A 13,058-nucleotide genomic window follows, 5' to 3' on the forward strand; every position below is an offset into this window, starting at 1 on the left:
CGAGCTATCCCGCTGGGACCGGCTGCGGGACCAGCGCCCGATCCTCCCCAAGGTCCGGCTCCGCCGCCAAGCTGGGGACGGGCGCGCGCAGCAGGAAGGCCGTCGAGAGGGCGACCGCCGCCAGCAGGATCGCCAGGATCATGAAAACGGGGACAAAGCTGCCGCTCATGTCGGCAACCCAGCCGGCCGACAAAGGGCCCAGCACGGCGAAGGTCGTCGCCATCGTCGCCAGCGCTACCATCTCGCCGGCAATCGCGGCGCCGAAATATCGCAGCAGCAGCACATGCGCGCTCAGCCAGCTCAGGCCCCAGCCGATGCCGAACATCAGGGCGAAAACATAGGCCCCAGTCGCCGTGGCCGTGAAGGAAAGCAGGGCCGTGGCACCGCACTGCAACACCAGGCCGGCCACCAGCAGCAGCTTCGGGTTGACGCGCTCGGCCAGGGCGCCGGTGACACCCTTTGCGAAGGTGCCCGTGAGCGCCAGAAGGCTCATGGCGATCGCGCCGGGTGCGCTGTCGCCGCTCAGGCTGGCGACATGGGACACCAGTACCGAGTGCATGGTCGTGACAACCGTCTGGACCACCATCATCGCCAGGCACAGCAGGATGAAGGACCGGTTCATCATCGCGTGCCGAACCGTCCAGGGGGATGGCTCGGCAACTCGCTGTTCGGCGAGGCCGGCAGTCTTGACCTGATGGATGGATTCGACCTTGACGGCATCACGGACGCCGATGAGGCAGAGCAGCCCGAGCATGACGGCCAGGATCGCCATGATCAGCCAGTGCACGCGCCAGCTCCCGCTCGCCGCGACAATGGCGCCCACGATCAACGGGCCGACCACGCCGCCGAACGAGCCCGCCATGAAGTAGAAACCGATCATTCGAGCGGACGTCTTCGGGAACCAGGTCGCCAGCAGATAGACCGCCGGTGATGGCGCGATCAGCGAGAAGCCGATGCCCATCAGCGTGGTGGCGACGAAGAAGACGCCGATGCCATGCGTCATCGACGCCAGCAGGAAACCGCTCGCCAGCACCAGCCCACCCAGGAACATCGTGAGGCGCGTGCCTATCCATTTCATCAGCAGCGGCGGTAACGGACTGCTCAGCCCGCAGGCGAGCCCCAGGCAGGAGAAGCTCATGCCGGCGGCGGCCTGGGACCAGCCCAGTTCCGCGACCATCGTATAGAGCACATAGCCCAGCGAGGTGAACGTCGTCGCGGTCACGAAGAAGAACCCAAGCGACACGATCGCCATGATCAGCATATTGCGCGGCATAGGATGCTCTCCGACAGAGTGTATGAGGCGCCGTAACGATCGTCAGAATGCATCGACGCGTCGGCAAGCGCTTGACGGACAGCGCCGGAAGAGTTGACGCTCAGAGAGCGGAACGGAGCGCGAGACGGGCGCCGCCTCGAAAATGATGCCACCGCCGAAAGGCAGCGCGGCAACATGCGTTCCCGCACGTCGCTCGCGCTTCCCTTCCTGTCGGCAGATCAGAAGCGGTAACCGATCGAGGCAATGAATTGCCGCGGCGGGATATAGGTCTCCATCGTCTGCGCGCTTCCATAGGGATCGGAGAAGCGGGAGTTCACGCCATCCTTGTCGAACAGGTTCGTCACCCGGAACGTGACGTTGAGGTTCGTGTCCTCGGGCTCGTATCTGAGGAACAGGTTCACTTGGCTGTAGGATGGGGTGGTGTCATAGGCCGACTCGTTGAACAGCCGGTATTGATACTCGCCACGATAGAGATACTGGGCCCTCGCGGTCAGCTGGCCGGGGCCGACCTGGTTCGTATAGGTGAGCGAGGCCGAGCCCTGAACGTCCGGCAGCTTCGGGACGCTGTTGCCATTGATATTCGCGCGCGCGGCGTCCCGCGCCAGAACCGCCGGGAAGAAGTTGGTCCAGAACAGATAGCCCGGATATCCGGCGGCGATCTGGGCGGCGGAAGCCTTTGCGGGATCCAGCGCATAATAATCTTCGTTGAACTCGCCTTCGAGCAGGGAGACCGATCCTTCGAGGCGCCAATTGTCCGTGACCAGCCAGGATCCCTCAAGCTCGAGGCCGTATATCCGGGCGCCCGGGGCGTTGCTGGTCCCCTCGCCGTACAGGATCGGGTCTTCCTCCAGGAACTGCATGTCATGGTAGTTGTAGAGGAAGGCCGAAGCGTTGAGCTGCAGTGTGTTGTTCAGGAAACGGTTCTTCGAACCAATCTCGAACGAGTCCACGGTTTCGGGCTTATAGGTCGGCGTGATCGTGAAGGAACCGCCGTTCGAGGCGGAGCTGTTGATCCCGCCCGGCTTGAAGCCACGCGTATAGCTGACATAGACCATGTTGGAAGGCGTGAACTGATAATCGAGCGCCAGCTTGCCGGTGACCTCTTTCGTGGTCAGACCCGGCGTCGGCTCCGGATTGAGATAGTTGCCGGACGTGGCGGAACCGTTGCTGGCGGATTTGCCCGAATATTGATCATGGTTATAGCGCAGGCCCGCAGTGATGCTGAGCTGATCGGTCAGGTCGTAGCTGCCCTGAAAATAGGCCGCCCATGCTTCGCGCGTGATTGAAGAAAGCTCCGCATAGGCGACAGTATCGACAAGCGGATCATTCCAGGGAGTGTCCAGGGGAAGCGGCGGTGAAACGATATTATCGTCATTGGCCCTATATTCCACAATATATTGGGAATTCTTCGAGTGCAGATAGACTCCACCGAGAATCCATTGGAGCGGGCCATTGCTCGACGAGACGTTGAACTCCTGCGTATAGGATTTTGTGTCGCTTTGCCATAGCGCGACATGGTCATAACGATCGCCGCCAAAGGTGAGCGGGCTGTAGGTCAGCGCATAGAATAGATCCGCCGTCAGGCCGTCCGCGTCCCAGGCCTGCTCGCTGTGAAGATCCTGATAGCTGCTGATGGATTTGAATGTGGCCCAGGGCGTCTCCCATTTGACCACCGCGGAATAGAGTTCGGTATCCACGACCGATCGTCCCGGATAATCCTGGGTCAGTTCGCGGGGGTCGGGGTTCGGATCCAGAATATTCTTCTGGGCTGGACCGTGCGTGTCGCTGTCATACTGAATTGTGTTCAGAGTGATCGAAAACTTGTCGGTCGGCGCCCAGATGGATGCGAGCCTCCAGCCGGTTTCATCGGCATCGTCGAGTTCATAGTCCGTCGTCCCTTCGACACCGGTAGCGCTGGCATAGCCGTCATGCTTCAGGTGCTGGATGGCGCCTCGCACCGCGAAGGTCTGGCCGATTGGAACGTTCAGGGCCGCATCGCCCTCGAAATAGTCGTAATTGCCCAGCCCCAGGCTGGCGCTTCCGGTGTAGGATCCCAGCCTGGGCTGGTTGGTCACGACGTTGATGGTGCCGCCGGTCGAGCCTTGGCCGAACATCGTCCCTTGGGGGCCGCGCAGCACTTCGACTTGCGCCACGTCGATGAATGCGGCGCTCGCGGCGATCGAGTTGAAGATATAGACGCCGTCGATATGGTAGGAGACGCCTGGCTGGGTGTTGGTGTTCTCGGGCGTTTCCGAGCCGATGCCGCGGATCGAGATTATCCGCTCTCCGCCGCCGCTGCGCGCGACGACCAGGCCGGGGACGGAGCCGTTGAGGCCCGTGATGTCGGTGATATTGGCGGCTTCGAGCTGATCTGCGGTGATCGCGGATACGGTCAGCGGTGCTTGCTGAAGGTTGATATCACGCCTTTCCGCCGTGACGACGACGTCGCTGAGCCCGTCCTCGGTCGGCGCCGAGCCGGCCGAGTTTGCCGCTGCGGCGTCAACCGCCGATGCGCCGGCTAGGACCGATTGCGCCTGGGCCGAGCCGGCTGCGAATGCGAGCAGAGAGATGCCAGCCGCGAGCGAAAGCGGTGTGGCTCGGATGATCCTGAACATAATAGTCCCCCCCGACTAAAGATGCGCTCTCTCCCGGATCGGCGCCGGCCGTCAGGTGCGGCCGTTGACGCAAATCTCCCCGCATCGGGACGAACAGGTCTTGAGGCTCGGCGAAAAAGAAATTGACGCGAAGCAATATCGGAGCCGCGTTGAAGGCCGGCAGCCATCCACGCTCAGCGCACGCGCGCTCGCGCGCATCGGCGACCTTCCCATTTGCCGGGACCAAATAGCTAGGCTGTAGTGTCGGCGCATCCGTGCCTGAATGTCTACCCGGCGCATGGCCAGCGCTCATCCTGGGTGGCATGATGCATATAGGGGCGCCAACTCCTTGTTTTCGCGGCTCCCGGTAAGGACGCGCCATGATCGAGTGTCTTTATAATGGATCGACAGGTGCCGGACGGTCGGGGCTTTCCGCCGACGAAGCAGCCACGCGCCTGCTGAACGATGGCCCCAACGAACTTCCGCGTGCCGGCCGCCGGACTTCGCTCCAGATCGCACTGGAGGTCGTCCAGGAACCGATGCTTGCGCTGCTGCTCGCGGCCGGGGGCGCCTATCTGCTTCTTGGAGACCTTACCGAAGCGCTGATCCTGCTGGCCTTTGCTACCATTTCGATCGCGATCACCATCATCCAGGAAACGCGCACCGAGCATGTGCTGGAGGCGCTGCGTGACCTGTCGGCTCCGCGCGCGCTCGTCATCCGCGACGGGCAGCGCATCCGCATCCCCGGACGCGAGGTCGTCAGGGACGATCTGCTCGTGCTCGAACAGGGGGATCGCGTTGCCGCCGATGCGATCCTGCTCGATGCGATCGACCTGCAGGTCGATGAATCCCTGCTGACAGGGGAATCCTTGCCCGTCCGGAAAGTCGCGCCTGCGCCCGATGCCGCGCCTGGTCCGCGGCGTCCCGGCGGCGAGGACCAGCCCTATGTCTATTCAGGCTCGCTGGTCGTGCGGGGCGCGGGTGTCGCACGGACGATCGCCACCGGCCCATCAAGCGAGATCGGTCGGATCGGCCAGACGCTCGCGACGCTCGATACGGAACCACCGCGCCTGAGGACCGAGACCGCTGCGATCGTCCGGCTTTGCGCGATCGGCGGCGGCGCGGTCGCGGCGTCGGCGGTGCTGCTCTATGGCCTGTTGCGTGGCGCGTGGATCGATGCGCTGCTCGCCGGGATCGCGATCGGCATGTCGATGCTGCCCGAAGAATTTCCGGTGGTGCTGACCATCTTCCTCGCAATGGGCGCATGGCGGATTTCGCGCGCCGGCGTGCTCACCCGCCGTGCCGCCGCGATCGAGACGCTCGGATCGGCCACCATACTCTGCACCGACAAGACGGGCACCCTTACCGAAAATCGCATGTCGGTGGCGCAGCTTTGGCTGCCGGCGGGGAAGATGATCGCCGTCCGCGCGGACAGCCGGCCGGAGACGAGCGCGCAGCCCATTCTCGAAGCCGGGGCGCTGGCCAGTGCCGTCGAGCCCACCGATCCCATGGAAATTGCGATCTGCGCCGCCTGCACCCCCGCGCGTCCGGGATGGCAGCTCGTCCACAGCTATGGCCTCCGTCCGGATCTTCTGGCCATGTCGAACGTCTGGCAATCGTCCGATCCGTCGGAACCCCGGCTGATCGCCGCCAAGGGCGCTCCCGAAACCATCGCTTCGCTCTGCCGCCTCCCGCCTGCCGAACGGCAGCAGCTGACAGAGGCGGTCGAGGCGATGGCGAGCAAGGGCATAAGGGTGCTGGGCGTTGCCACGGCGCGATCGGCGGATAGCGGCCTGGCGCGATCGCAGCGCGACTATGCCTTCACACTCGCCGGGCTGATCGGGCTCGCCGATCCTCTGCGGCCGACAGTGGCGGCGGCGGTCGCCGAATGCCGGACAGCCGGGATCCGGGTCGTGATGATCACCGGCGACTATGCCGTAACCGCGCGCGCGATCGCGACGCAGGCCGGAATTGCCGGCGGCGACATTCTGAGCGGCACCGATCTCGCCGCGCTTGATGATGCAGACCTTGCCGAGCGGCTGAAAAGCGTGACCGTCTTCGCCCGCATCATGCCGGAACAGAAGCTGCGGATCGTCGAAGCGTTCAAGGCCGATGGCCAGGTCGTCGCGATGACAGGAGACGGCGTCAACGATGCGCCCTCGCTGAAGGCGGCGCATATCGGGATAGCGATGGGCAAGCGCGGGACCGATGTCGCGCGCGAGGCCTCGGCGATCGTGCTGCTCGACGATGATTTCGGCTCGATCGTGAAGGCGATCCGGCTGGGGCGACGCATCTATGACAATATCCGCAAGGCGATGGCCTTCATTTTCGCGGTGCATGTGCCGATTGCGGGCCTCGCGCTGCTTCCGCTCGCGCTCGGATGGCCGATCCTGTTCGGGCCGATCCATATCGCCCTGCTCGAGATGATCATTGATCCGGTCTGCGCGCTGGTGTTCGAAGCCGAGCGCGAGGAGGACAATATCATGGCGCGCAGCCCGCGTGCGCCAGACGAACGGCTGTTTTCCTGGCCGATGATCGCATGGAGCGTCTTTCAGGGCGGCTTGGCCTTTGCGCTTCTGGCCGCGCTTTACCTGGCGATGAACTGGTCGGGCGTTGCCGAGCCGGATGTTCGGGCGCTCACCTTTTTCGCCCTGGTCGCCGCGATATTGGCGCTGATCCTCGCCAACCGATCCTTCGATACGTCGCTCGTCAAGGCGCTGGCGCGGCGGAACTTCACGCTCCGCTATGTGGTCGCAGCCATCGCAGCCGTCTCGATCCTCATTTTCGTCGTGCCCTTCCTGCGCAAGCTGCTCGATTTCGGCATGCTGCAATGGCTCGATCTTGTGATTCCGGCGGCGATCGGCAGTCTGTTGCTCCTGATGCTCGAAGGGCTCAAAGCGATGGCTTTCCGCAGGATGGCCGGGCCGGCGCGCCTTGGCCGATCGATTGGAGCATATTGATCATGCAGATCGCCATTTTCGGGACCAAATCCTATGACCGCCATTTCCTGGAAACGGCCAACGCGCATTTCGGCCACCAGCTGACCTTTTTCCAGCCGCGCCTCGATGAAGCGACCGTGGCGCTCGCGCGCGGCTATCCGGCGGTCTGCGTCTTCGTGAACGATCGTCTCGATGCCGGCGTGCTGGCCAAGCTGGCCGAAGGCGGCACGCGGCTCGTGGCGCTGCGTTGCGCCGGCTTCAACAATATCGATCTGCGGGCAGCGGATCGGCTGGGCATCGCCGTCGTGCGCGTGCCCGCTTATTCGCCCCATGCCGTCGCCGAATTCACGATCGGGCTGATGCTCGCGCTCGACCGCAACATCCATCGCGCCTGGGCGCGGGTGCGCGAGAATAATTTCGCGCTCGACGGGCTGATCGGGCGCAACCTCTTCGGGCGCACGGCCGGCGTCATCGGCACGGGACAGATTGGCGCGCTCGTCGCCCGCATGCTCAAGCTCGGCTTCGGCTGCGAGGTGCTGGCGTCCGATCCGTCTCCCGATCCGGAGCTGCTTGCCGCCGGCATCGTCTATGTCGAGCCGAAGGAGCTGCTGGCACGTGCCGAGATCATCTCGCTTCACTGTCCGCTGACGCCGGCCACGCGCCATATCATCGACAAGGACGCCATCGATCGGGCGCGGCCCAGATTGCTGATCGTCAATACGAGCCGGGGGGCGCTGATCGACACCCAGGCCCTGATCGCGGGCCTGAAAAGCCGCAAGATCGGCGGCGTGGCGCTCGACGTCTATGAGCAGGAAGAGGCTTTGTTCTTCGAGGATCTGTCGAGCGAGATCGTCGCGGATGACATGTTCCAGCGCCTGCTCACCTTTCCGAACGTGCTCGTCACCGGCCATCAGGCGTTCCTGACGGAGGAGGCGCTGACCGCCATTGCTGAGACGACGTTGACGAGCATTACAGCCTTCGAGGCCGGCAGGCCCCTGCAGAATCGTGTGAGCGGAGAGGCGATCCGCCAACGCGCTTAGGGTTTCACGTGCGCGGCCATCAGCGAAACTCGGGCGGTGCCCCATTCAAGGCCGCATAATTGCTCAGGAAGGGCCAGTGCTACCTGGAGAAGACTCGATTGCAACGATCCTGCCGTCGAGCATGGAGATCCGGACATCGGCGGCCGCTGCGATGGTCAGGTCATGAGTCACGCAGATGACGGCCCGCCCCTGATCCGAGGCGATGGTACGAAATGCCGCGATGACGCGCGCACTGTTCTGGCTATCGAGATTGCCGGTAGGTTCGTCCGCAAGGATCAGCGTCGGGTCGTTGGCCAGCGCGCGCGCGATCGCGACGCGCTGGCGCTCGCCACCGGAAAGGCGGTCCGGCGTCTTTCCGGCCTCTCCCTCAAGCCCCGCCGCCTTCAGCAGATCCAGCGCCCGCGCTTCGGCCATGCTATGATCGAGCCGGCCGAGGCGGCGGATCGGCAGCATGACATTTTCGAGCGCGCTGAACTCGGGCAGCAAAAAGTGGAACTGGAACACGAAGCCGAACCGTTCCAGCCGGAGCCGTGCGCGCGCATCGCCATCAAGCGCGCTGACGTCATTGCCCTCCAGCAGCAGCGTGCCGCCCGTCGGCCGGTCGATCAGCCCCAGCAGGTAAAGCAGCGAGGATTTGCCGCAGCCCGAGGGGCCGACGATCGTGGTGAAGCTGCCTGGCCGGATGGCAAGGCTGGCTTCGGCGACGAGCGTTACCGGCGGGTCTCCGGGCAGGATGCGGCGCAGATTCCTGGCCTCCAGCAGATGGCTCATGCCGCCCCCCGCAGAATATCGACCGGATCGACCCGTGCCGCCTTTCGCGCGGGCAGCCATGCGGCGATCGTCCCGGCCAGCAGCGAGGCGGCGGCGGCAATGGCATATTGGCGCGGGCTGCGGTCTAGCGGGAGGCGCTCATCCTCGCCGGCGATCGGAAATTCCAGCGACCCCAGGATCGCCATCAGGCCATAGCCGAGCAGCCATCCCAGCAGCACGCCGGCCAGCGCCAAGATGATGCCTTCGGCGACGAAGACGAGTTGCAGGTCGAATTCCGAAAAGCCGATCGATCGCAATATGGCGATGTCGCGCCGCTTGTCGGACACGCTGTTCGAGACGACCGTATAGATGCCGAAGCTTGCGACCAGCAGGATCGCGGAAACAACGCTGTACATGATGACGTTGCGCGTCACGAGCAGCGAAAGGAAGTCCGCCGAACGCTCCTGCCAGCTTTCCGCCTTGTAGCCGAAGCGCGCCTCGAGCTGCCGGGCAACAGGCTCGGCCTGATAGGGATCGGAAAGATGGATGCCGATGCGGTTTATGATGAACGGCCGTCCCAGCAGCGATTGCGCCTCGCGCAGCAGGACATAGCCCGATGAGGCGGCAAGCTGCGATTGCCCGCGCTTGAACAGCCCGACGATGCGCAGCGAGCGCGTGGTGCCCGGTGCCGAGGTCGCGGCGACGATATCGCCCATGCCGACGCCCAGCCGTCTCGCCAGCTCCTCGCCGACGATGATCCCACCTTGCGCCGTCTCCAGGTCATGAAGCCGACCGGCGCGAAGCTTCTCCTCGATCGTGCTGATCCGGGTTTCGAGCTCCGGCTCGACCCCGACGATGCCGAGCGCTTCCTCATGTCCGCCCAGACGAAGCGTGACGCCGCCGGTCAGGCTCGGCGAGCCGATGGCGCCGGGCAGCATGTTAGCCGCCGCGAGGATCGCCGGCCAGTCCTTGAGACCTCTCACCTCCGTCCGGATCTTATAGCCATGAAGCGCGACCGCGGCGCCGGGAAAGGCGCGCACACCCGGCTGCGGAGGGCGGCTTCGCAGTTCATCCGAAATGACGATATGCGGAGCCGCATCGATCAGCTGATCGATGAAATCGCGCTGACTGCCGATCATCATCGCAGACACCGCCAGAAAGAAGCCGACGCCGACGGCAACCCCGCTGATTGCCACCAGCGTCTGGCGGCGACGGCGCGCGAGATGCTTGAGCGCTATATCCATCAGCAGACCCAACCGGCCGCTCATCGCGGGGCTCCGCTTGCCGGCCGGATGCGCTCCCCGTCGCGCAGACCGGCCGGGGGATCGCTCACGACAAGTGCGCCGACGGGCAGGCCCGACAGGATTTGGATATAGGTCGCGCCGGCGATGCCGGTACGCACTGCCCTTCGACGTACACGGCCGTCTCCCACGATCCAGACATGACCCGCCGATACGGCGGATACCGGAACCAGCAGCGCGCGTTCCACGCGGCGGGTGACGATATTCACTTCGAGCGTGAGCCCCATCGGGAGCGTGATTGTCTCGTCTAGCCCCAGCCGCACACGGAAAGCGCGCTGCGTCGGGTCGCCGCCGGGGGTCAGCGCCCGGACATGCCCGCGGATGATCCGGCCCGGCCAGGCATCGCTGGACAGCAATGCGGCCTGCCCGATCCGAATGCGCGGCACGTCGCGTTCGTCGACGGTCGCGGTGATACGGGTGCGTGCCGGATCACCCAGCTGCATCAGGATGCGCGTGGGCGTCGCAAGATCGCCGGGCTCGACATCACGCTTGAGCACGATCCCGTCTATTCCGGCGCGCACGATATTCTGCGCCAGATGCGCCCGCGCGGTGCGCTCGCTGGCGCGGGCGGCGTCGGCGGTCGCGACCGCCTGGTCGCGCGCTGCCCGGCTGACCCAGCCATCGGCGAAGAGCGCAAGCGTACGCTGTTCGGCGAGCACGGCGGCTCGGCGTTGTGCCGCGGCCTGCGCTACCAGACCCCGCTGATCCTCGTCATCGAGGATGAGGAGCGGCTGGCCACGATGGACCCGATCGCCCTCCTCCACCAGCACGCGCATCACCGGAGCGGTCAGCCGCGCCGCGACCGATACAGGTTGCCCGGCTTCGACGAAGCCCGTCGCATAGACCAGTTCGACAGCCGGCCCGATATGGTTGCGGACCACGGCCACCTCGCGCGCTTGCCCCCGCCACAGAAAATAGCCGCCAAGCAGCGCCGCGACGACGAGCAACGCGGCGAGCCATGTGCCTGCCCTTTTCATCCGCTCCCCGCTAACGAGGATCAGCACGCCCGACATTTGGGAAAGCTACGTAGCAAGAGCCTCGCAGCAGGAATGTGGCAGCTATGCGTTCACGAAGGCCCAAGTTGGGAGAGGATTATCTCGACCTATGCTGGCTTGTTTGGAGAAGGAGCTTGCCGAGACGCAGGCTGAGGTGACACGGGGGAAGTGGTCCAGGCGGAACGTTAGGTCCGCGAGCTCAAGCAGGTGATGGAGGAGAATGCGCGGCTGAAGAAGCTGGTCGCGGAACTGAGCCTCGACAAGGCGGTGCTGCAGGATGTTTTGTCAAAAAAGTTTCCCGGCCGGTGCTCATGAAGGAGGTTGTAGACTATGTCGTGGCATCCCACGTCTACAGCCAGCGCCGTGCCTGCCGGGTGACGCGCCAGCATCGATCAACTTGAGCCCCAAGCCGAGTACGCGCGATCCTCGAACCGAGGTTCGACAGCGGATGTACGAGATCGTCGCGACGCGGATCCGCTACGGCTATCTCCGCGTGCATATCATGTTGAAGCGCGAAGGCTGGGCGGTCAGGCGGAATGTCGTCTACCGGCTATATCGCGAGGAAGGTCTGGTTTTGCGGACGAAGCAGCCACGCCGCCACAAGATGATCGTGCATCGTGAAGCCCGATGTCGTCCGCCGCGACCCAACGAGGCATGGAGCCTCGATTTACCGCCCTTCGGGCATTGCCTTCGGCCCGTCCACGACCAGCTCAGCAACGGTCAGAAGTTCCGGGCGCTGACGGTGATGTGTTCAGCCGGGAGGCGCTGGCCATCGAGGTCGGCCAGCGGCTGCGTGGCGAGCCTGTCGCCGACATGCTCAACCGGCTGGTGCGGCAACGCGGAGCGCCGAAATATCTGTTTGCCGACAAGGGCGGAGAATTCACCGGTCGGTTGGTCGAACTGTGGGCGTATCACTACGGCGTCCGGATCGACTTCAGCCGGCCCGGCAAGCCCACCGACAATGCCTATATCGAGACCTTCAACGGGTCGTTCCGGGCGAATGCCTGAACCTCCACTGGTTCGCCTCGATCGCCGAGGCCCAGCGGCTGATCGAGGCCTGGCGGCGGGACTACAACGAGAGCCGTCCGCACATGGCTCTTGGTAATCTCAGCCCGGCGGAATATCTTGCCGGGACAAGAATTTCGCTGCCCCCGATCGGGGGCAGCGAAGCCGGAAGCTAACGCTGCATGCGGACCACCAATCCCAAGCGCTTCATATCAGGCTGGTTTCTGGCTGACGGGTGCCTCAAAACCTGTCCCGAAAAAGACACGCTCGTCCCAAACGCAATGACGTCCGGACGCACGAGCACGGTCAGTGCTTCCTCCCATCCGGGATACTACCTAATGACCGCTGGCAGCGAGACGAGCATCCTCGTTATGGGAGACAGCCCATCGTTCACGGGCCAGAATGGCGCCTCTGCCGAGGCAAAGACGACAACATGTCAAACAAGCATTGGATCATGGGCAAAGGCCTACAAAGGCCTATGGAGGAATGCTATGTTGGCGACCGATACCAAGATCTCAAGCGCGGAGACGCATGCTCATAAGCTGAGTGTACCAAGGCTCGCATTCACAGGCGCCGTCGTGGGCACCGTTTCGTTTCTACTCTGCTGGGCTGTGGCCGCGCTCGTTCCGGGTATTCGTGCCACGCACAGATATATTCAACTCTTCACTCCGGCTGATGTCGCATCGGGTACGGCCCTTGCCGAAGGATTCTTCTGGTCGCTCGTCATTGGGTTAATCACGGGTGCGCTTGCCGGATTTGCCTATAACCTGTCGGCCGGCCTCAAGCGGCGCTAGCCGACCGCTCTACAGCCCAACTTGCGGCCCAGGCAGCCCCGGCACGATATGGAGACGATGATGAGGCAAGCCTCCTCTCGCCAGTACGGCAGGCTTCTGTTGACTACAGCCTCGGCGTTCCTCGCGACCTACCTGCTGACCCGCCACCAGTCGCACGCGCTGCAACTGCTGCCGTACCTGGTGTTGCTCGCCTGTCCTCTCATGCACCTGTTCATGCACAGAGGGCATCGCCACCAGCGCTAGGCCGCGGTGAAGAGGATCTAGCGATGGGCGACCGTATGTCCACCGGGACTTAACCGCAGCTTACCATGGACACCCACCGATGCTCACGCCGTCCTTTCAGAAGGACCATATCAAACGCCTCGAA

The 13,058-nt window shown here is 64.1% G+C and carries 9 protein-coding genes and 1 pseudogene; 5 read left to right on the forward strand and 5 right to left on the reverse strand.

All coding sequences use genetic code 11. The annotated features are described in order from the left end of the window. Positions 1–4 precede the first annotated feature (4 nt). Positions 5–1,273 carry an MFS transporter gene (locus tag CLG96_RS08010; RefSeq protein WP_243395692.1) on the reverse strand — a complete coding sequence of 423 codons (1,269 nt, stop codon included), beginning with the start codon at positions 1,271–1,273 and terminating at the stop codon, positions 5–7. Positions 1,274–1,491: 218 nt separating this feature from the next. Next, a complete protein-coding gene (locus CLG96_RS08015) occupies positions 1,492–3,888 on the reverse strand; it encodes a TonB-dependent receptor (protein ID WP_107967359.1) in 2,397 nt (798 codons plus the stop codon). Between the two features lie 359 nt (positions 3,889–4,247). On the opposite strand from CLG96_RS08015, the gene CLG96_RS08020 reads away from it, so the two are divergent. Together CLG96_RS08020 and CLG96_RS08025 are read left to right on the forward strand one after the other, a co-directional pair. After that, the gene (locus CLG96_RS08020; protein ID WP_107967360.1) at positions 4,248–6,827 is read left to right on the forward strand and encodes a cation-translocating P-type ATPase; all 2,580 of its coding nucleotides are present in this window, start codon (positions 4,248–4,250) and stop codon (positions 6,825–6,827) included. Between the two features lie 2 nt (positions 6,828–6,829). Next, positions 6,830–7,846 (forward strand): 2-hydroxyacid dehydrogenase, encoded by a 1,017-nt coding sequence (locus CLG96_RS08025; protein ID WP_107967361.1) that lies wholly within the window; start codon positions 6,830–6,832, stop codon positions 7,844–7,846. Positions 7,847–7,909: 63 nt separating this feature from the next. Here CLG96_RS08025 and CLG96_RS08030 read toward each other — a convergent pair whose 3' ends face one another. From CLG96_RS08030 to CLG96_RS08040, 3 genes are read right to left on the reverse strand one after another with little or no spacing between them, the layout of a single operon-like run. Continuing rightward, positions 7,910–8,617, reverse strand: coding sequence for an ABC transporter ATP-binding protein (locus CLG96_RS08030; RefSeq protein ID WP_107967362.1), 708 nt, complete (start codon positions 8,615–8,617; stop codon positions 7,910–7,912). Beyond that, positions 8,614–9,864, reverse strand: a complete 1,251-nt coding sequence (locus tag CLG96_RS08035; RefSeq protein WP_107967363.1) for an ABC transporter permease — start codon at positions 9,862–9,864, stop codon at positions 8,614–8,616. Before CLG96_RS08035 ends, CLG96_RS08030 begins: the two co-directional genes overlap by 4 nt. Continuing rightward, complete coding sequence (locus CLG96_RS08040; RefSeq protein WP_107967409.1) at positions 9,861–10,874, reverse strand: efflux RND transporter periplasmic adaptor subunit; 1,014 nt, start codon at positions 10,872–10,874, stop codon at positions 9,861–9,863. Before CLG96_RS08040 ends, CLG96_RS08035 begins: the two co-directional genes overlap by 4 nt. Positions 10,875–11,081: 207 nt before the next feature. Between CLG96_RS08040 and CLG96_RS19450 the strand changes: the two are divergent. From CLG96_RS19450 to CLG96_RS08065, 3 genes and pseudogenes are all read left to right on the forward strand, one after another. Further along, positions 11,082–12,073, forward strand: a pseudogene (locus CLG96_RS19450) (IS3 family transposase); the annotation flags it as partial. A 315-nt stretch (positions 12,074–12,388) separates the two neighbouring features. After that, entirely contained in the window at positions 12,389–12,691 is a 303-nt protein-coding gene (locus CLG96_RS08060) for a hypothetical protein (RefSeq protein WP_133175379.1), read from the forward strand. Positions 12,692–12,751: 60 nt separating this feature from the next. Next, positions 12,752–12,934 carry a DUF2933 domain-containing protein gene (locus CLG96_RS08065; protein WP_243395697.1) on the forward strand — a complete coding sequence of 61 codons (183 nt, stop codon included), beginning with the start codon at positions 12,752–12,754 and terminating at the stop codon, positions 12,932–12,934. Positions 12,935–13,058 lie beyond the last annotated feature (124 nt).

It is taken from the genome of Sphingomonas oleivorans (genome assembly GCF_003050615.1).
GTDB classification, from domain to species: domain Bacteria; phylum Pseudomonadota; class Alphaproteobacteria; order Sphingomonadales; family Sphingomonadaceae; genus Sphingomonas_H; species Sphingomonas_H oleivorans.